Source organism: Streptomyces sp. NBC_00435, from assembly GCF_036014235.1.
Taxonomy (GTDB): domain Bacteria; phylum Actinomycetota; class Actinomycetes; order Streptomycetales; family Streptomycetaceae; genus Streptomyces.
In genome coordinates this window covers 3,850,148-3,868,388 of sequence record NZ_CP107924.1, presented here as the reverse complement: position 1 = coordinate 3,868,388, position 18,241 = coordinate 3,850,148, and the positions used below count along the sequence as shown (strand labels likewise).

The 18,241-nt window shown below is 73.4% G+C and carries 17 protein-coding genes and 1 pseudogene; 9 read left to right on the top strand and 9 right to left on the bottom strand.

The window, feature by feature from the left end; all coding sequences use genetic code 11:
* The first annotated feature begins 187 nt into the window (after positions 1 to 187).
* Positions 188 to 1,399 carry a helix-turn-helix domain-containing protein gene (locus OG389_RS17655; RefSeq protein ID WP_327412714.1) on the top strand — a complete coding sequence of 404 codons (1,212 nt, stop codon included), beginning with the start codon at positions 188 to 190 and terminating at the stop codon, positions 1,397 to 1,399.
* Positions 1,400 to 1,698: 299 nt separating this feature from the next.
* Entirely contained in the window at positions 1,699 to 2,079 is a 381-nt protein-coding gene (locus OG389_RS17650) for a hypothetical protein (protein WP_328299460.1), read from the top strand.
* A gap of 214 nt (positions 2,080 to 2,293) precedes the next feature.
* On the opposite strand, the pseudogene OG389_RS17645 reads toward OG389_RS17650, so the two are convergent.
* Together OG389_RS17645 and OG389_RS17640 are read right to left on the bottom strand one after the other, a co-directional pair.
* Positions 2,294 to 2,633: pseudogene (locus tag OG389_RS17645) on the bottom strand (phosphatase); the annotation flags it as partial.
* Positions 2,634 to 2,639: 6 nt separating this feature from the next.
* The gene (locus tag OG389_RS17640; RefSeq protein ID WP_328299459.1) at positions 2,640 to 3,248 is read right to left on the bottom strand and encodes a TetR/AcrR family transcriptional regulator; all 609 of its coding nucleotides are present in this window, start codon (positions 3,246 to 3,248) and stop codon (positions 2,640 to 2,642) included.
* Between the two features lie 84 nt (positions 3,249 to 3,332).
* Between OG389_RS17640 and OG389_RS17635 the strand changes: the two genes are divergently transcribed.
* Both OG389_RS17635 and OG389_RS17630 read left to right on the top strand, forming a co-directional pair.
* Positions 3,333 to 3,932 (top strand): peroxiredoxin-like family protein, encoded by a 600-nt coding sequence (locus OG389_RS17635; protein ID WP_328299458.1) that lies wholly within the window; start codon positions 3,333 to 3,335, stop codon positions 3,930 to 3,932.
* 9 nt (positions 3,933 to 3,941) lie between these two features.
* Positions 3,942 to 4,412, top strand: a complete 471-nt coding sequence (locus OG389_RS17630; RefSeq protein ID WP_328299457.1) for an N-acetyltransferase — start codon at positions 3,942 to 3,944, stop codon at positions 4,410 to 4,412.
* A 39-nt stretch (positions 4,413 to 4,451) separates the two neighbouring features.
* Here the strand turns inward: OG389_RS17630 and OG389_RS17625 are convergent, their stop codons facing one another.
* A complete protein-coding gene (locus tag OG389_RS17625) occupies positions 4,452 to 5,750 on the bottom strand; it encodes a hypothetical protein (RefSeq protein ID WP_328299456.1) in 1,299 nt (432 codons plus the stop codon).
* 257 nt (positions 5,751 to 6,007) lie between these two features.
* Positions 6,008 to 8,485 carry a helicase C-terminal domain-containing protein gene (locus OG389_RS17620; RefSeq protein ID WP_328299455.1) on the bottom strand — a complete coding sequence of 826 codons (2,478 nt, stop codon included), beginning with the start codon at positions 8,483 to 8,485 and terminating at the stop codon, positions 6,008 to 6,010.
* Between the two features lie 85 nt (positions 8,486 to 8,570).
* Here OG389_RS17620 and OG389_RS17615 point away from each other — a divergent pair, with 85 nt between their 5' ends.
* A complete protein-coding gene (locus OG389_RS17615) occupies positions 8,571 to 9,512 on the top strand; it encodes a hypothetical protein (RefSeq protein ID WP_328299454.1) in 942 nt (313 codons plus the stop codon).
* A 528-nt stretch (positions 9,513 to 10,040) separates the two neighbouring features.
* Entirely contained in the window at positions 10,041 to 10,676 is a 636-nt protein-coding gene (locus OG389_RS17610; protein WP_328299453.1) for an HAD family hydrolase, read from the top strand.
* Between the two features lie 24 nt (positions 10,677 to 10,700).
* Here the strand turns inward: OG389_RS17610 and OG389_RS17605 are convergent, their stop codons facing one another.
* Complete coding sequence (locus OG389_RS17605; protein WP_328299452.1) at positions 10,701 to 10,967, bottom strand: hypothetical protein; 267 nt, start codon at positions 10,965 to 10,967, stop codon at positions 10,701 to 10,703.
* Between the two features lie 143 nt (positions 10,968 to 11,110).
* On the opposite strand from OG389_RS17605, the gene OG389_RS17600 reads away from it, so the two are divergent.
* Positions 11,111 to 11,494, top strand: coding sequence for a cold-shock protein (locus tag OG389_RS17600; RefSeq protein WP_328299451.1), 384 nt, complete (start codon positions 11,111 to 11,113; stop codon positions 11,492 to 11,494).
* A 56-nt stretch (positions 11,495 to 11,550) separates the two neighbouring features.
* On the opposite strand, the gene OG389_RS17595 is transcribed toward OG389_RS17600, so the two are convergent.
* The 4 genes from OG389_RS17595 to OG389_RS17580 form a co-directional block, all read right to left on the bottom strand.
* The gene (locus tag OG389_RS17595) at positions 11,551 to 12,402 is read right to left on the bottom strand and encodes a 1,4-dihydroxy-6-naphthoate synthase (RefSeq protein WP_328299450.1); all 852 of its coding nucleotides are present in this window, start codon (positions 12,400 to 12,402) and stop codon (positions 11,551 to 11,553) included.
* Complete coding sequence (locus OG389_RS17590) at positions 12,399 to 13,145, bottom strand: futalosine hydrolase (protein WP_328299449.1); 747 nt, start codon at positions 13,143 to 13,145, stop codon at positions 12,399 to 12,401. Before OG389_RS17590 ends, OG389_RS17595 begins: the two co-directional genes overlap by 4 nt.
* 13 nt (positions 13,146 to 13,158) lie before the next feature.
* Positions 13,159 to 13,647 carry a DUF2771 domain-containing protein gene (locus OG389_RS17585; protein WP_328299448.1) on the bottom strand — a complete coding sequence of 163 codons (489 nt, stop codon included), beginning with the start codon at positions 13,645 to 13,647 and terminating at the stop codon, positions 13,159 to 13,161.
* Positions 13,648 to 13,738: 91 nt separating this feature from the next.
* A complete protein-coding gene (locus OG389_RS17580; protein ID WP_443059296.1) occupies positions 13,739 to 15,121 on the bottom strand; it encodes an MFS transporter in 1,383 nt (460 codons plus the stop codon).
* Positions 15,122 to 15,448: 327 nt separating this feature from the next.
* On the opposite strand from OG389_RS17580, the gene OG389_RS17575 reads away from it, so the two are divergent.
* A complete protein-coding gene (locus OG389_RS17575; protein ID WP_328299446.1) occupies positions 15,449 to 16,357 on the top strand; it encodes a DUF3027 domain-containing protein in 909 nt (302 codons plus the stop codon).
* Between the two features lie 120 nt (positions 16,358 to 16,477).
* Positions 16,478 to 18,223 (top strand): ABC transporter permease, encoded by a 1,746-nt coding sequence (locus tag OG389_RS17570; RefSeq protein WP_328299445.1) that lies wholly within the window; start codon positions 16,478 to 16,480, stop codon positions 18,221 to 18,223.
* Positions 18,224 to 18,241 lie beyond the last annotated feature (18 nt).

Sequence of the window (18,241 nt, the reverse complement as noted above, 5' to 3'; positions counted from 1 at the left end):
TCCCGGGAGCACTGGGCACTTGATCAGCGGGAACACCCCGCAAGCCACTTCAGAACGACCCTGTTAAGGGGCGGGGAGGGGGTCCGTAAGGGGTAGATCAGGGACCGCAACGTGATGGCGGGCCGCTCCCCGTACGGGTTTTGACGTCGATCACACAGACGCGCCGCTCGGGCGTAGCTTCTGTTTCATGGCTACTGAGCACCTGGGCGACCGCATGGCCAGACTGCGCCGCCTCGCTGACCTCACCCAAGAGGGACTTGCCGAGCGCTCCGGCGTGTCCGTGGACGTGATCCGAAAGCTAGAGCAGCACCGGAAGCACAGCGCACGCCTGCCCACCTTGCATTCACTCGCCAAGGGGCTCGGCGTGGAGCTGACGGGTCTGCTGGGAGATCCGCCCGGCGTACCGTCCAGCGGCGATGCCGAACCGCCTCAGCTCGTTGCCGTACGACGCGCGATCATGCCGCCCCTGTTCGCTCCGCCCGTTGAGCCGACGGGGGTTGAACGGCTCTCGCTGCCCCTTCTGCGGGCTGAACTGGCGGAGGGGTGGACGCTGTACCACGCAGCTGAGTTCGGCCGTCTCATGGACGTTCTGCCGGGCATCATCGCTGACGCGCGCCTACTCGCTGCGGTAGGAAACCCGGAGCAACGCGCTGCCGGTCAAGCAGCACTCGGCAAGGCGCTCCAGCTCGCCGGACACCTGGCGATCCGGCTCGGGAAGACTGACCTGGCACTGTCCGCACTGGAGCGCGCCTACGCTGCTGCCGGAGACTCGTCAGACCCCCTGCTGGCCCCGATGGTCTCCAACTCCGTGGCGTGGGCCTACCAACGCCAGGCCCGGCTGGACGACGCCCGGAGCCTGGCCGTACACGCGGCGGACGGGGTGGAGCGCGAACACACGGGCACGTCGGAGGGTGTCCGTGTGTGGGGCGGCCTGTTGATGTCTGCGGCTACGTCGTACGCCCGCAGCGACGACTACGAGACCGCCAACGACATGATGGTCACGGCGGAGAAGGCAGCCGGCCGTCTGGCGACGCTCCCGCCCCCCGCTGACAGCAAGCTCGTGTCGGTGTTCAACCGGTCGTCAGTGCGCATTGAGCGGGTGCGCCTGGCAGTCCAGCACGAACGGCCGGAGGAAGCCCTTTCCTTGGCCAAGGGGATGCGGCTCAGCCCGGACACTCCCCCGTCGTGGCGGACGTGGCTGCTGCTGGACGTGGCCCGAGCCCATACCGACATCGGGGACGCAGCCGGAGCCGTCAAGGCGCTTGAGAAGCTGCGGCAGGTGGCCCCAGGGTGGATGAGGCACCACACCTTGGCCGTAGCGATCGTCTCTGATCTCTGGGCAGGGTCGGCAAGGCCCCCGGGTCTGCGGAAACTGGCGACGTTTCTGGGGGTCGCCTAAGGGCGGAAAAGTAGGACGTTGCGTCCCTGTGTGCTCGCGCTGACCGGCGGGACGATCTCCGGCACGGGCAGACGACCGAAGGGCGCAGCGATGGCGACCGGCAGTGAGACCGACGCAACCCGATTCGAATACGAGACCTTTGCTCCGGCGGGTGAGACGTGCCCCGCCTGTATGAGGCCGATCAAGACACTTGAGCGCTGCCGGAGGGGGAGCCTTGAGAAGCCCAAGGGGCCGGACGTGGTGGTCTATTGCCACATCGACTGTGACGACCCGCAGGGGCTCAAGCGGGGGCGGAGGCGGTGAGCGGCTTCAAGCTGGGGGAGAAGGTGTTCGACCGGCAGCAGCAGAGCCGGGGCGAGATCGTCAAGCTCTACCCGGCCCCGACCGTGGTGCGCCTGATGGACGCGGGTGGCTTCCAGTGGATCGCCCGTACGGCGTGCTGTGTGCCTCTGAGGCGGCGCGCACCACGGGAGAAGCCCCCGGTCCGCATCCCGCCGGGAACGGCCCCCGTGGACTGTCCGCCGCATGAACTCAAAGTCGGTGATCACGTCTTAGCCGGTGGCCACCTGATCCCGATTGCTGATCTCCGTTACCGGGCCGGAGCAACCCGAACGATGATCCTCCGCAACGGGGCCGTGTGCGTCGCTGAGCGGACCATCCGCGTCTACCGCAGGTTCTAGAGACCGCCCCGTCCGGCGACGGTGAGCAGGGACAGCCGGGCGGGGCTTTCCGCTGTGCTCCTCGGCGTGCTAAGTATGTGCATCAGGCTTGATCGCATGGACGATGAGGGGCCCGTTCACGCACGTCCCTTTCGGCGCGGGAGGACCGCCCGGACGCGGGCGGCCAAACCTCCAGTCTGCCGCATCGCTCCGCCGGCGGGGTGGTTCTGGGGCGTCAGGCCCGGCCGGCGGCGAAGGCGAGGATCTCGGGGGCGGCCTCGCGCAGCGTCGGGAAGTGCCGGTGGGCGCCCTCCGTCGGCGTCGGGCTGTTGACGGTCCACACGGTCATCCCGGCCCGGAGGCCCGACCGGACGCCGGTGGGCGCGTCCTCGACGACCAGGCAGTCCCCGGCCGCGGCGCCCAGCAGGGCCGCGCCCCGCAGGTACGGGACGGGGGTCGTCCTCCAGCTCGTGCAGCGCGGCCAGGCACGCGTGCGGGTCCTCGTCCGGGGCGACGGCCGCGAAGGTCTCCATCGGGCGGGTCCGCAGGGCCACCGCGTGGCTGCGTTGATCATCCGAGGATCATGTCAGGCCCCGCAGGAGCAGGGTCAGGCCGCCGTGGAACTCCCGGTCGGGGGTGACGGAGCGGGCGTCCCGGGCGGTCGCCGTCATGTACGGGAACTCGTCCGCGGGCAGGCCGGAGATGGCGGTGGTGCCCGGTCCGGACAGCGGACCGAGGTGCTCCAGCTGCACGGCTCCGATCACGTACGCGATGACCGCGCGCAGCGCGACGACGCGGTCCCCGGCCTCGACGCCGGCCTCCGTGAGTACCCCGAGCACCGTCTCCGACCAGCGCAGCGCGCTCTGCGAGTGGTGCCGGTGGGTGAGGGTGAGCGGCAGTACGGCCGGGTGGGCGCCCATGGTGTCCCGCATCCGGGTGGCCAGGAGCGTGATCCGCCCCTGCCAGGGCCCGGGGGGCGGCGGGGTGGTGTCGGCGCCGCTGAGGACGAGCTCGACGACAAGCGCTTCGAGTTCCCCGCGGTCGCGGACGTAGCGGTACAGGGCCATGGGGCTGATGCCGAGTTCGGTGGCGACGGCGCGCATGGACAGGCCGGGGAGCCCGTCGCGGTCGATGACGGCGAGGGCGGCGGCGGCCAGTCGGTCCGGGGTGTGTGAGCGGGGGCGCGGCATGACGGTTGACAGCGTACGGCATACGCCTACGCTGAGGGGTAGGTGTACGGCATACGCTTACGCCTGTCGAGGGAAGGGTCTCCCATGCTCGAACCAGGTTCCGTCGTGCCCGCCCGCCGGCTCACGGCCGTCGCCGGACACGCCGGACACGCCGGGCCCGGGCCCGTGCCCCTGCCCGACCCCGGTCGCCTCGTCCACCTGCAGTTCCGGCGCTTCGCGGGCTGTCCCGTCTGCCATCTCCACCTGCGCTCGGTCGCCCTGCGCCACGCGGAGATCGAGGCCGCCGGGATCCGGGAGGTCGTGCTCTTCCACTCCACCGCCGCGGAACTGCGCCCCCACGTCGCAGGCTTCCCCTTCGCCGTGATCGCCGACCCGGAGCAGCGGCTCTACCGGGAGTTCGGCGTCGAGTCCTCCCCGCGCTCGCTGCTCGACCCGCGGGCCTGGGGACCGGTGCTGCGGGCGGTCGCCCGCTCCGCCGTCGGCGCGGCGCGCGGCCGCGAGCGGCTGCCGCAACCGCGGCCGCGGGGCGGGCGGTTCGGGATGCCCGCGGACCTGCTGATCGGTCCGGACGGGCGGGTGCTGGCCGCCAAGTACGGGGAGCACGTGTACGACCAGTGGACGGTCGACGAGCTGCTCCGGCTGGCGTCCCGATATCCGGTGCGCGCCGGGGAGGGTGCTGCGTAGGGTCGCCGGATGACTACTGATCAGCAGGGTTTCGTACCGGGGCCGGGCGTGTTCGAGGTGCCCACCGGGCTCGTCGGGGAGGGCTTCCGGCTGGAGCCCCTCGGCCCGGAGCACAACGAGCGGGACCTCGCCGCCTGGAGCGGGAGCATCGACTGGGTGCGGGCGACCCCCGGCTTCCTGGGGGACTGGCCGCCGTCGGAGGGGATGCCCGCCGAGTCGAACCTCGCCGATCTGGTGCGCCACGCGAAGGACTTCGCCGAGCGGCGCGGGTTCACGTACAGCGTTCTGGAGGGTGAGGACGAGGTCGTCGGATGCCTCTACATCTACCCCGCGAAGGCCGACCCGCGACGGGTTCACGTCACTTCCTGGGTGCGCGCGGACCGCGCCCCGCTCGACAAGGTCGTGTACGACACCGTCATGCGCTGGCTCGCCGAGGCGTGGCCGTTCTCCGCGGAGCGCGTCGAGTACGCGCCCAGGTGACCCGGGGCCGGCCCAGGTGACCGGGTACGCGGACAGGCCCTAGCCGCGGTCGGCGCGCAGCCGGCGGGAGGCGACCCAGGCGACCGCGCCGCCGAGGGCGATGAGGGCGCCGGCCAGGCCGGTGTACAGCCCGGTGTCGGAGTCGGAGCCGGTGTGGGCGAGCGAGCCGGTCGGGGCGGGGGTGTTCCCCGTGGACGGGGTCGCCGTGGCCGCCGGGGTGGCGGGCGTGGACGTGGACCCGGACGGGGCCGGGGCCGGGGCGGTGGGCGCAGGGGAGGTGGGCGCGGGGCCGGTCGGTGCCGGGGAGGTGGGCGCCGGGCCGGCCGGGCCGAGCGGGAACTGCTGCTCGGGGTAGAGGAAGGGGTAGGAGTTGCCCTCGGACAGGCCGATGGAGGCGGTGGCCTTGACCGTGGTGACCTTCGTGAGCCGCGCCTTCGGGCCGAGCCGGACCTGGAGGTACGTGAGGTGGTCACCGGAGGCGGCGCCGAACCCCTTCGGGACGACCGGCAGGTTGAAGAGCATCCCGGATTCGACCTTCAGGTCCTTCCACTGGCCGTCGACCTCGACGCGTGCCCGGAGGTCGGCCTGGTCCAGCTCGGGCGTCTCCAGCTGGACCAGGGTGGCGAGGCCGGAGTTGAACTCGCCGTCGCCCGTGACCGAGTAACGCAGGGCCATCGTCCGGCAGTCGGCGCCGCCGCCGGTCTCACAGGGGCCGATCTGCTCGAACGCGGACTTCAGGACGCCGGGCCGGGTCACCGGGGCGACCTTGAAGGTCAGGGAGCGCCTGCCGCCGTGCGTGACGTTGTCGTTCAGGCTCGAGGCGTCCAGCGTGGCATCGCCGTCCAGGGTCGGGTAGCTCGCGCCCAGCCCGATGGTGACCTTCCAGGTCAGCTTTCCGTGGGCGGGGACCGCGAAGGAACCGAACGGGGCGTCGGCCGGGTAGAACATGCCCTGCCAGCCGCCGTCCTGCTGCCCGATGCTGAACGCGGTCGCCGGTGCGTCCACCGCCTCGACCTTGTAGACCACGTCGCTCTTCCCGAGCGGGCTGGATCCGGTGGTGTCGAGGAGCAGCCACGGGGAGTAATCGGCGGACTGGTCCGTCGTGTTGGCCGCCGTCAGCTCGAAGGTCTCGGTGCCGCCGCCCCGGGTCAGCGGGCCGCTCGGCGCCGGAGCCGACAGGGTGACCGTCAGCGCCCTGGTGCCGTCGTCGGCGGAGGCCGTCAGCGGCAGCAGCGCGGTGCCCGCGACGGCGGCGACGACCGCGGTGGCGGCGGCGCGAAGGGTGCGCGGGGTGGCGGTGCGAGCGCGCGGGACGGGCGTGACGGGCAGGGCGGACATGGTGGACTCCCCCGGGAATCGGCATGAGCGGACGGCGGCGGCGGGCGTCGTGACGCCGGGCCGGTGGTGTGGGTCTCGCCGGCGTCCGGTCCGTTTCCCCGGTCGTTACTGCGATGCGCTGATCGTGGCACAGCGCGCGTCATCGGTGAATGCTCGGGATGTCACCGCTGTGCAACAGGACAGGCCTCTGCGCACCCCGTCTGACCTGCGATAACGGAATCATCTCGACCTGTTTCGCGCCGGGCGGCCGGCTCCGGTCAGACCTGGTCCTCCGCGAGTTCCGCGACCCCCGTGATCCGGTGCAGCGCGAACGTCTTCACCTCGTCCGCGGTGTGGTCGTACCCGGTGACGAAGCCCCCCTCCACCCGCACGGGGGCGATGACCCGCTGGCTCGCCGCGCCCTCGGCGTTGACGTAGCCGATCCACACCGCCGAGCCGGTCAGCGCGGCCGCCTGCACCGTCGCCAGGGTCTCCGCCGCGCTGGTGCGGGGCAGTTCGCCCGGGAGGCCGCAGGACGGGGTGGACGGCTCCTTGCGGACCGCCGTCGCCGCCAGGTCCCCGGCGCGGATGGCCCGTACGGCCGCCCCCAGCAGCGTCGCGTCCGGCACCGGCGGCCCGTCCGGGACCGGGACGGGCGCCGAGCGGGCCGGGGTGCGGTGGGCGTCGGCGCGGGCGACCAGGACGTCCCCCGTACGGGATTCCGCGGCCGGGGCGTACCCCATGGCCCGCAACCCGTCGAGCAGCACGTTCGGTTCGGCCTGCGCCGCCAGCACCGTGGGCGCGAGGCGGCGCAGGCCCAGTCCCACCGAGCGCTTGTCGGCCAGGATCTCGTTCAGCATGCCGTCGTCGTCGCAGCGCACGTACGAGGAGGCCGCCCCGACCCGCAGGTGCCCGTGGCGCCGGGCCACGTCGTCGATGAGGTACGACAGCGGCTGCGGCACTGGGGTTCGGCTGTGCTCGGTGAGGAAGGCCTGCAGGTCGACGGCGGTGTGCCCGGCGTCCAGGGCGCGCCGCACCGACCCGGGCGTGAAGCGGTACACCGTGGCCCCGCCCTTGGACTCCACGTCGGCCAGGACGGCCAGGACCTCGGCGAGCGGCCGGCGCAGCGGCCCGGGGGCCACCGCCGTCAGGTCGGCCTGGAGCAGTACGTGGTCCACGGGCTCGGGCAGCAGCGGCGCGAGCAGCGGCGCCGGGTCCCCGCCCTCCAGCAGGGCGCGGCCGGGCGCGGCGAGCGCGCCCCGGCCGGTGACTCCGAGGACCTCCGCCTCGGTGAAGGTCCACTGCGCGAGGCGGGCGCGCAGTTCGCTCGTACCGCGCACCGGGCGCTCCCAGGCGAGGCGGGCGAGGACCGCGGCCGGGTCCGGGGCGCCGCCCTCGGGAAGGCCGGCGAGCAGGCGCAGGATGCGGCGGCGCACCTCGGGGGCGGCGGAACGGTCCAGGTCGGGTCCGAGCGCCGAGAGCGTACGGCCCTTCGCGTCCTGTTCGCCGACCAGGCCCGCGGTCCGGGTGGCGGTCAGCCAGGCCGCCGCCAGCACCGACCAGCGCTCGGCGGGCGGCAGTTCGCACCAGCCGTCGAAGGCGGGGGTCGGCGCGTACCGCTCGTCGGCCTCGCCGTCGCTGGCCAGCAGGCCCGCCGCGTAGGACAGTTCGATCCAGAACGCCGCCGAGGGCTCGTTGGTGTCCAGGGTGGCCGCGGTGCGCTTGAGGTCGCGCACGGAGAGCCCGCCCGCCCGGAGCACGGCCGGGCCGGTGTGTTCCCAGGACTTCACCAGCTCCTCGACCGTCGACAGCGCGGCCAGCGCCTGGCCGGCCGCGTTCGCGTCCACAAGCTGTGGACGGTGCTCGCGGTGCGCGGGCACCTCCGGGGCCAGCGGCTCCGTCACCCGGTGCGCCAGCCCGCCGCGCAGGTACAGCGCCACCTCGCGGGGCAGCAGTACCGTCCGCGCCGACGCGGGCAGCAGCAGACCCCGGTCGCGCAGCCAGCGCACCGGAGGCGTCGGATTCGGCGTCACCTCCCCGTACGGCGGCCCCCACACGAGCCGGCCCAGCACCTGGTGCGCCTCCGCCGGGGCCTCGTCGAGCAGCGCCGACATCCGGACCGGGTCGGTGAACAGGCCCGTCAGCGCGCCCACCGCGGAGACCGGGTCGTGCGTCGCGGGCAGCCCGACGGCCGCCACGATCTCCTGGATCCGGGTCGGCGACATGCCGGAGGTGGCCTCGGCGACGGTCGGGCCGAGACCGGTGGGGGAGGGCCGGGACGCGGAGGGCGCGAGCAGTTCGCGGGCGGTGCGCACCAGGCGCAGCCGCTCGTCGTCGCCCCATACGAGGGCCTGCTCGCGCAGGGTCGCCAGCGCCCGGGGGAGTTCGGCGCGGGCCCCGTTGTCCGCGCCGGAGGTGGTGCCGGTGTCGCCGCTGAGCAGCGACTCCAGTACGGCGTACGGGCAGGGCTCCGGGGCCACCGCGAGGGCTTCGGCGCTCTGCAGCGCGAACCGGTCGAGGTGGTCCAGCGCGCGCACCACCGAGGCCCGGGTCCCGGCCCGCGTCGCCAGCTGCGTCACATCCCCGGGGACCGGGCTCAGCAGGTCCGGGCGGGCGCGCAGCAGAGCGGCGAGCCCCTGGTCGTCGCGGGCGCGCAGCGCTTCGGCGAGGGAGCGCGGAACGCTTCCCGCGGTGCTCGGGTCAGGCACGGTCGTCGCCTCCTGGTCGCGTCGGCCGGTCAGTCGGCCGGTCCCCATCCGGTCAACGGTATCCGCTGCGCCCTCGGCCGCTCCACGGGCGCACGCGCTACCTTCGCCTGAGGTGGACGGGAGGAGCCGGGACGTGGGGATCGAGAGCGACCATCTGGTCTACGAATATCTGAGTCGGGTCGGGGACTTGGCGCAGCGCAGGCACCTGTCGTCCGGGGACCGGATGCGTCTGGTGTCGGGGCTGCGGGACGAGATCGACAGGCGGCGGGCGAAGTACGAACCGGAGACGCCGGCGGCGGTGCGCCGCATCCTGGAGCGGATCGGCACGCCGGAGGAGGTCCTGGACACGCTGTCGGCGGCTCCGGGCCCCGCCGCGGCCCCCGTGCCACCCGTGGCCCCCGGAGTGCCGGCGCAGCGGGGGGCCGCACCGCCGCACCTCGCCGGACTCGACGAACTGGGGACGGGCGAGCGGATGGAGCCCGACTGGTGGCGGGTCGCGCCGGAGTCGGCGGTGGAGGGGTTCGCGGGCGGTATCGAGATCCCGGAGCTGCTGAAGCCGCCGGGGCGGGCGCCCGCCGACCCCGCCGACCCCGCTGACCCCGCCGGGCCGGCCGGGGCCGCTCCGGGGGAACCGGCGGAGCGGCCCACGCTCGTGGGGTACCTGCGGGAGCGGCGCCGCGCGAAGGCGGAGGCCGCGAAGGCCGCGGCGCCGGCGGCGGCCACGGCCGCCGCCCGGCCGAAGCCGCACGGGTTCCTGCTGCTCGCGGCGGTCGCGCTGGTCGTGGGCGCCGTCTCCGGCTACTGGCTGCTGCTCGCGGCGGGCTGGCTGCTCGCGTACGCCTCGCGGGTGCTGGGGCCCACGGAGCGCAAGTGGGTGGTCTTCGGGCTGCCGGGGGCGGTGTTCGCGGGGGCGGTGGTGTGGCTGTGGGGCCGCCTCAACGGGCGCTGGGGTTCCCCCCTGACGGACGAGGGCCTCGGCGGGGTCTTCCACGACATGCTGCCCTGGCTCGCGCGCTCGGCCGCGATCGCCTCGGCGGCGTACCTCTTCTGGCGATCCCGCCGAGCCGCCCGGTAGGCGGGGCGGCCGCGCGGCCAGGGCCAGGGGGGCGGCTGTCCGTGTCCTGGGCGAGGGCCGACGCGATCCGGACCCGCTGGCGCTGCCCGCCCGGGAGCGCGTCCACGGGCCGGTCCACCAGCTCCGAGGCCGACGTACGGGCCGGCCGCGACCGTGATCGCCTCCGGCGCCGACGGGGACTGCGGGAGCAGTCCCGCGGCCCGCGCGATCCGCCGGGTGGGGGCGAGGACAGGGCTCGCCGTCCAGGACCGCCGAGCCCGCCCGCGGCCGCAGCGGCCGTCCCAGGATCCGCGGCGTCGGGGACCTGCCGCACGGCGGTCGGGCGACGATCACCGTCACCCTGCCGTCCGGGGCGGACAGGTCCGGGTCCTCCAGGTCGTCCAGGACCACCCGGCCTCGTACGCGAGCACGGCACGGCGACGACGTCCGTGGGGACGGGCGCTGACATGTCGCCACATTTCACTGTCTGGTAAGGCGAGGCTAAGTCTACGTTCCCGTCGGCGGAGCCCGTCTCGGCACAATGGAGGCATGACTCCCGAGACGCAGCTGACCGTCGGATTCGACCTCGACATGACCCTCATCGACTCCCGGCCGGGCATCAGGGCCACCTTCCACGCGCTTTCGGCCGAGACGGGCACGTTCATCGACGCCGAGGAAGCCGTCTCGCGTCTCGGCCCGCCGCTGGACCAGGAGCTCGCGTACTGGTTCCCCCAGGAGCGGATCCCCGCCATGGCCGACCGTTTCCGGGAGATCTATCCCACACACGCCATCGAGCCGACCCCGGCGATGCCCGGCGCCCGCGAGGCCGTCGAGGCGGTCCGCGCCCTGGGCGGCCGTGCGATCGTCGTCACCGCCAAGTACGAGCCCAACGCCCGCCTGCACCTGGACCACCTGGGCATCAAGCCCGACGCGGTCATCGGCTGGCTGTGGGCGGAGGCCAAGGCGGTCGCCCTGCGCGAGTACAACGCCCAGGTCTACGTCGGCGACCACGTCGGCGACGTACGGGGTGCCCGCGTGGCCGGCGCGCTGTCGGTGACCGTGCCGACCGGCCCGTGCCCGGAGCCGGAACTGCGCGAGGCGGGCGCCGACGTGGTGCTGGCGGACCTCACGGAGCTGCCGGCCTGGCTCGCGGAGTACGCCCGCACACGGACGGCGCGGCCGTAGCGCCGTGGCGCCGTAACGCCGGAACTACGCCTGCGAGGCGCGGGCCGCCGTGCGCTGGGCGGCGGCCGAGCGCAGTACGCCCGCCGCCGAGATCGCGAAGCCGACGCCCATGAGCATGCACACGGCCCACGCGTACGACGGGAACGGGTCGGTGTGGAGGAAGAGCGGGGCCATCGTGGCGAGCGTGGCCGCGGCGCCGACGATGAAGACGATGCCGCCGGCCTTGACGAGCGCGTCGCCGGGGCGGGCGGTGTCGTCGGCGGCGTGCTCGGGCTGAGGAGTAACAGTCACCCGACCAGGGTAGTTCCCTGGCCGGAGCGGTCATCCGCGAAGGACCGGGGAACGTCTTGTCACCCAGGCCCTGGCTACTAGCCTGAGAGGTGCGGGTCGGTGACCCGCTTCCCACCCGACGAGCGCAAGGACAGAGGACGGACGTGCCTACCGGCAAGGTCAAGTGGTTCAACAGTGAGAAGGGCTTCGGCTTTCTCTCCCGCGACGACGGCGGCGACGTCTTCGTCCACTCGTCGGTGCTCCCGGCCGGGGTGGACGCGCTCAAGCCCGGCCAGCGAGTCGAGTTCGGCGTGGTCGCTGGACAACGCGGTGACCAGGCACTTTCGGTGATCGTCCTGGATCCGGCCCCCTCCGTCGCGGCCGCGCAGCGGCGCAAGCCGGACGAGCTCGCCTCGATCGTGCAGGACCTCACGACCCTCCTGGAGAACGTCACGCAGCAGCTGGAGCGGGGCCGTTACCCCGACAAGGCGCACGGTTCGAAGATCGCCGGGATGCTCCGCGCGGTGGCCGACCAGATGGACGTCTGACCTCCGCGCACGACCGTGCCCCGCCGCCCGTGAGGGAGGCGGGGCACGGTCATGTCCTACGGGAAGGCCAGCGCGTCGGCGGCAATGGCCGGAACAAGACCCTCCGCGGCCGCCCTGGTGAGCAGTCCGCGCACCGCCGCGTACCCGGCGTCGCCGAGGTCGGCGGTGAACTCGTTGACGTACAGCCCGATGTGCTGGTCCGCGACTGCCGGGTCCAGCTCCTGGGCGTGCGCCCGTACGTAGGGACGGGACGCCTCCGGGTCCTCCCAGGCCATCCGGACCGAGGTACGGGCGGACTCGGCGAGCGCGTGCAGGGTGTCCGCGCCCAGGGAGCGCTTGGCGATGATCGCGCCGAGCGGGATCGGCAGGCCGGTCGTGGACTCCCAGTGCTCGCCCATGTCGGCCAGGCAGTGCAGCCCGTAGTCCCGGTAGGTGAACCGGGCCTCGTGGATGACCAGTCCGGCGTCCACCCGGCCGTCGCGTACGGCCGGCATGATCTCGTGGAACGGCAGCACGACCACCTCGCCGACGCCTGCGGGCAGCACGTCGGCGGCCCACAGCCGGAACAGCAGGTAGGCGGTGGACCGTTCGCTCGGGACCGCGACCGTCTTGCCGGTGAGGTCCAGTCCGGGCTCGCGCGTCAGGACGAGCGGGCCGCAGCCGCGGCCCAGTGCCCCGCCGCACGGCAGCAGCGCGTACTCCTCCAGCACCCACGGCAGGACGGCGTAGGACACCTTCAGGACGTCCAGCTCACCACGCTCGGCCAGGCCGTTGGTGATGTCGATGTCCGCGAAGGTCACGTCGAGGGCGGGCGCGCCGGGGACGCGTCCGTGGGCCCAGGCGTCGAAGACGAAGGTGTCGTTGGGGCAGGGCGAGTACGCGATCCGCACGGGCTTCACGGCGTTCATGAGTGGCCTTCCCAGGAGTCGAGTACGGGTCCCAGCGCCCGGAAGCCGTCGGCCAGGGCCGTCAGCGCGTCGCCGATCCGCCAGGCGGCGCGGTCGCGGGGCCCCACGGCGTTGGAGACGGCACGGACCTCCAGGACGGGCAGCCCGTGCGCGGCGGCGGCCTCCGCGACCCCGAAGCCCTCCATGGCCTCGGCCCCGGCGAGCGGATGCAGCGCGGCGAGGGAGGCGGCGCGGGCGGCGGTGCCGGTGACGGTGGAGACGGTCAGTACGGGCGCCAGCAGCGCCCCGGTCGCCTCGGCGGCGCGCGCGGCGAGCTCCGCGGGAGGCAGGTGCACGCTGCGGCCGAAGCCGAGCTCGGCGACGGGCAGGAACCCCTGCGGGGTTTCGGCCCCCAGGTCGGCGGCGACGATGGCGTCGGCGACCACGAGGGAGCCGAGCGGGGCGGCGGGCGCGAACCCGCCGCCGATGCCGGCGGAGACGACGAGGCCGTAGCCGTCCGGAGCGGGCGCGAGCGCCAGGGCGGTCGCGGTGCCGGCGGCCGCGGCGGCCGGGCCGACTCCGGCGACGAGGACGTCGAAGGCTCCCCGGTGGTGGATGAGGTAACCACCGGGGAGGGCGCGCGGCTCGGGACCGGGGAGGTGGTCCGGGCCGGGGGTGTGGTCCGGACGAGGGGCCGGACCGGACAGGCCACTGACGACGGAGTCGGCCTCCGCCGCCACCGCGGTCACGATGAGCGCGCGCATGGTGGTGAGGTGACTACTTCTTGAGCTTGACGGTGAAGGCCCAGACGGAGATCGGCTTGCCGTCGGGGTCGACCTGGACGATGTTGAGCTTCTTCGAGGCCGGTGCCTCGCCCTGGCCGCCGGTGAGGAAGAGGTCGGCGCCCGGGAAGCTGTCGTAGGTGTTGCTGGTCGGCTCGGTGATCTGCTGTCCGTCGAGGACCGCCTGCCACTTCTTGCCGTCCTCGACGACATCGGGCTCGACACCGAGACGCAGGGTGTCGCCCCGGCCGTACTCGATGGTCTTGGCGTCCTTCAGGTCCGTGAAGCACGCCTGGACCTTTTCGGCCGTGAGTTCCTTGCCGTCGTGGCAGGCGGCCTCGGAGGACACCGACGAGGTGCCGACCGTCACGGTCGCCAGCGGCGTCGGCTTGTCGCAGGCGGAGAGGAGGAGGAGGCCGGCGGATACGGCTCCGAGGGCCGCGACGCTGCGGCGGGCCCTACCCGAGAAAAGCGGTGCGGTCATGAGCCGAAGGCTATCGGGCCGGTGCGGTGCCTTGCTGCACGGGGTCGTGTGGTGCGGCGCCGTGGCGCGGGCGGCTGGACTGCCCGCAGGGCTATGCCACCCGAGGGCGGGACGGTGTGGGCTGCTGGTGGCGGTTGGTGGAGACGAAGCCGCGGAGGCCCATGACCGTGCCCAGGGCGACCACCGTGGCGGCCACGGACATGCCCAGCACCCCGTTCAGGGGAAGGGCGATGCCGATCCCGCCGCCCAGGACCCACGCCACCTGGAGCAGGGTCTCCGAGCGCGCGAAGGCCGACGTACGGACCGTCTCGGGCACGTCCCGCTGGATCATCGCGTCCAGCGAGAGCTTCGCGAGGGCCTGGCAGAAGCCGGCCGTCGCGCCCAGGACGGCGATGAACACCCCGCTGAAGAACACCGCCGCGAGGATGGCCACCGCCAGGGTCAGGGACAGCACCGTGGCGATGATCGCCTCGGGTGCGCGGGCCCGGAGCCAGGCCCCGACGGCGGTCCCGCAGGCGTTGCCGACGCCCGCCGAGACGGCGACGATCCCCAGGGACACCGCCGCGCTCTGGCCGGAGAGGGGGTGCTCGCGCAGCAGGAACGCCAGGAAGAAGATCAGGAACCCGGACAGCCCGCGCATCGACGCGTTCGCCAGCAGCCCGCACAGGACCGGCCGGCTGACCGTCCGCAGCCCCGGGCGTTTCGAGTGCGCCTCGTGCGTGGACAGCCGGGCCCGCCGCTCGCCCTTCGCCTCGTCCACCTTGTGCGGCAGCGTGAACGCCGCGAAGGTGCCCCAGATGAAGATCGCGCACGCCCCGTAGAGCGGCCACGGAGGCCCGATCGCGTGCAGGGCGGCGCCCACGGGAGCGGCCGCGCCGGTGGCCAGCAGGCCGGCCAGGGTGACCCGGGAGTTCGCCTTGACCAGCGAGAAGCCCGGCGGGAGGAGTCTGGGGACCACGGCGCTGCGCACGACGCCGTAGGCCTTGGAGGCGACGAGGACCCCGAGCGCGGCCGGGTACAGCTCCAGGCCGCCCGTGGCCACCGCGCCCGACATCATCACCGCCAGCAGCGCCCGTGTGAGCATCGCGCCGGCCATCGCGGCGCGCCGCCCGTGCGGCAGCCGGTCCAGCAGCGGGCCGATCACCGGGGCCAGGAGGGTGAAGGGGGCCATGGTGATGGCGAGGTACAGGGCCACCCGTCCGCGCGCCTCGTCCGTGGGCACGGAGAAGAAGACGGTGGAGGCGAGCGCGACTGTGATCATCACATCACCGGCGCCGTTGATCGCGTGCAGTTCGATCAGCTTGCCGAGGCCCGATTCACCCGCCCCGTGGGCGTGCGTGGCCCGCCGGATTCCGCGCGCCGTACCGGTGAACGGCAGGTGCAGGGCACGCCCGATGGCCCGGCCGGCCCGCCTGGCCGGTCCCGAGCCGTCATCGGACGACCGTACGGGTGCCACGTGGCCATAGTGCCCCACTCGGTCCTCCGGGACCCGTCCCGGCGCGTCGCGGGTACCTCGGCGGTCGGGGGGTTGTCCGCGAATCGGACCTTGCATGTGGGCCGAAGGCGCCGGAGGAGGTAGCGTGCGTAGCGCGCCACCGGCGGTTGCTCCTGGCCGCGCGCCTCTTCGCGATCCCGCAGAATGGATCGCAGGTAGGTGCGCCCTGGAACCCGATCGGGCGTGGACGTCGACGCGGCCCTCTGGTCCGCTCCGCCCGCGCCACGTAGGGACAGCCGACGGGTCGTTGTGGACGACAAGTACGGACGGCGCACTCGTGAGACGGCGTAGGAGAGAACGAGACCTGTGAGTGCTGCGACGACGCGAAGCCGTACCCCCGACCGCCTGTGCGTCGAGGCGGTAGACCTCGCCCGAGCGGCGGCCGAAGAGGCCGCCGCCCCCGGAGTGGTGGGCGAGCACACCGCCGCCATCGCCGAGGGTGACCGGGTCGTCACCCACTTCTTCGAGTGCAAGGACCCCGCGTACCGGGGCTGGCGCTGGGCCGTGACGGTGACCCGCGCCTCCCGCGCGAAGAACGTCACCCTCGACGAAACGGTGCTGCTGCCCGGCGACGACGCGCTGCTGGCCCCCGAATGGGTTCCGTGGAGCGAGCGGCTGCGGCCGGGCGACATGGGTCCCGGGGACCTGCTCCCCACGGACGCCGAGGACCTGCGGCTGGAGCCGGGCTGGTCGGGCGAGGACGCCCCGCCGCCGAACTCGGTGGTGTCCACCGAGATGGCCGAACTGGTCGAGGCGGAGGACGCCGACGTCACCGACCGCGCGGTGGTGCCCGTACGCGGCTCCATCACCTCGGTGGCGGAGGAACTGGGCATGCGCAGGGCGCGCGTGCTCTCCCGCTACGGGCTGCACAGCGCGGCGGACCGCTGGGACGAGTCCTTCGGCGCGAAGACCCCGATGGCGCAGGCCGCGCCCGCCTCGTGCGTCTCCTGCGGCTTCCTCGTCGCGATCGGTGGCTCGCTGGGCCAGGCGTTCGGCGTCTGCGCGAACGAGTTCGGACCGGCGGACGGCCGGCTGGTCTCCCTGTCCTACGGATGCGGTGGCCATTCGGAGGCCGCGGTCATGCCGAAGCCCCCGCGGCCGGCGCCGCCGGTCCTCGACTCGATGGCCTCGGACGAGTTCCACCTCGGCCCGGCCCCCGACTCCGGATCCGTCCCCGCGGCCGACCTCCTGGCCCCGGACCTCGGCCACTCCTGACCCGCCGCTGCCGGGGGGCTCGGCCCCCGGACCTCCGCGCTGCGGACGTCCGGGTACGGGCTTCGCCCGGTTGGGTGACCCGGGGTGTGGGGGGCCGTACGGCGTGATCCGCTGGGCGGGATGACCACCGACACCCGCCCGCCCGTAACGCACACCGGCCAGGCGGCCCCCACGCGCACCCGCCTGTCATGGGTGGACTTCGCCGTGGCCGCCGCCTTCCTGGTGCTCGGCTACCTGCTCCTCCAGGTCGGCAAGGGCACCACCGTCAACTTCGACCCCGCCGACGTCCCCGACGTGGACACGGATCCCACGAAGCTCCCGTACTACGCCGCCCGCAGCGTCCTGCGGATGTTCATCGCGCTCGTCGCCTCGGTCGTCTTCACCTTCGGCTACGCCTACGCCGCCGCCCGCAGCAGACGCCTGGAGCGGGTGCTGATCCCGGCCCTGGACGTCCTGCAGTCCGTCCCGGTCCTCGGCTTCCTGTCCGTCCTCGTCACGTTCTTCGTCGCGCTGTTCCCCGGCTCGCTCCTCGGCCTCGAATGCGCCGTGATCTTCGCCATCTTCACCTCCCAGGCCTGGAACATGACCTTCGGGTTCTACGCCACCCTGACCTCCCTGCCCCGTGAACTCGACGAAGTCTCCCGCTCGTTCGGCTTCACCCGCTGGATGCGCTTCTGGCGCGTGGAGGTCCCCGCCGGGGTCATCGACCTCGTGTGGAACGGCATGATGAGCTTCGCCGGCGGATGGTTCATGCTCGTCGCCTCCGAGGCCGTCTCCGTCTCCGGGCACGACTACGCCGTACCCGGTCTCGGCTCCTACGCGGGCACCGCGATCGGCGAGGGGGACCTCGCCAAGGTCGGCTGGGTCATCCTCGCGATGACCGTCACCATCGTCACCGTCAACTTCCTCTTCTGGCGGCCCCTCACCGCCTGGGCGGAGAAGTACAAGAACGAGCAGTCCGAATCCACCGACGTGCAGCGCAGCTGGGTACTGGACTTCCTGCGCCGCTCCCACTGGCCCCGGATCCTCGGCCGCGCCACCGCCCCCGCCCGCGAGGCCACCGGCCGGGCCGCCCGCGTGCTGGGCCGGGACGACCGGGCGCTGTCCGTGGACGCGGCCCGCCGCCGGACCGGTGACGTGGTCTTCACGGCGGTCGCCGGGGCCGTGATCCTGTGGGGCCTGTACGACCTGGCGCACTACCTCCAGCGCGAGACCGGACTCGGCGTCTTCGGCGAACCGCTGCTGCTCGGGCTGATCACCTTCGTCCGGGTGATCGTGCTCGTCGCCGCCGCCACGGTCGTCTGGGTGCCCGTGGGGGTGTGGATCGGCTCCTCGCCCAGGCTCACGAAGATCGCGCAGCCCGTCGTACAGGTGCTGGCGAGCTTCCCCGCGAACCTCCTCTTCCCCGTGGCCGTCTGGTTCTTCCTCAGGACCGGTCTGAACATCAACATCGGCTGTGTGCTGCTGATGGCACTCGGCGCGCAGTGGTACATCCTCTTCAACGCCATCGCCGGGGCCATGGCCATCCCCTCCGACCTCAAGGAGGCCATGGACGACCTCGGCGTCCGCGGGATCCAGCGGTGGAAGCGGCTGATCGTCCCGGCCGTGTTCCCCTCGTACGTCACCGGCGGCATCACCGCTTCGGGCGGCGCGTGGAACGCCTCGATCGTCGGCGAGGTCGTCACCTTCGCCGGTACCACCCTGTCGGCCACCGGCCTGGGCGCGTACATCTTCCACGCCACCGAGGCCGGCGACTTCCCCAAGCTGATCGCCGGGATCGCCGTCATGAGTCTTTACGTCGTCGGGCTGAACCGGCTGTTCTGGCGGCCCCTGTACCGGCTCGCGGAGCGCCGGTACTCCATCTAGCCTCCGCCCGACCCGAGG

Coding starts and splice junctions, on each gene's coding strand:
- OG389_RS17610 (WP_328299453.1), top strand. CDS start 10,041: ATGACTCCCGAGACGCAGCTGACCGTCGGATTCGACCTCGACATGACC.
- OG389_RS17570 (WP_328299445.1), top strand. CDS start 16,478: ATGACCACCGACACCCGCCCGCCCGTAACGCACACCGGCCAGGCGGCC.
- OG389_RS17625 (WP_328299456.1), bottom strand. CDS start 5,750: ATGTCCGCCCTGCCCGTCACGCCCGTCCCGCGCGCTCGCACCGCCACC.
- OG389_RS17655 (WP_327412714.1), top strand. CDS start 188: ATGGCTACTGAGCACCTGGGCGACCGCATGGCCAGACTGCGCCGCCTC.
- OG389_RS17630 (WP_328299457.1), top strand. CDS start 3,942: ATGACTACTGATCAGCAGGGTTTCGTACCGGGGCCGGGCGTGTTCGAG.
- OG389_RS17590 (WP_328299449.1), bottom strand. CDS start 13,145: ATGCGCGCGCTCATCGTGACCGCGGTGGCGGCGGAGGCCGACTCCGTC.
- OG389_RS17595 (WP_328299450.1), bottom strand. CDS start 12,402: ATGAACGCCGTGAAGCCCGTGCGGATCGCGTACTCGCCCTGCCCCAAC.
- OG389_RS17640 (WP_328299459.1), bottom strand. CDS start 3,248: ATGCCGCGCCCCCGCTCACACACCCCGGACCGACTGGCCGCCGCCGCC.
- OG389_RS17585 (WP_328299448.1), bottom strand. CDS start 13,647: ATGACCGCACCGCTTTTCTCGGGTAGGGCCCGCCGCAGCGTCGCGGCC.
- OG389_RS17635 (WP_328299458.1), top strand. CDS start 3,333: ATGCTCGAACCAGGTTCCGTCGTGCCCGCCCGCCGGCTCACGGCCGTC.
- OG389_RS17620 (WP_328299455.1), bottom strand. CDS start 8,485: ATGGGGACCGGCCGACTGACCGGCCGACGCGACCAGGAGGCGACGACC.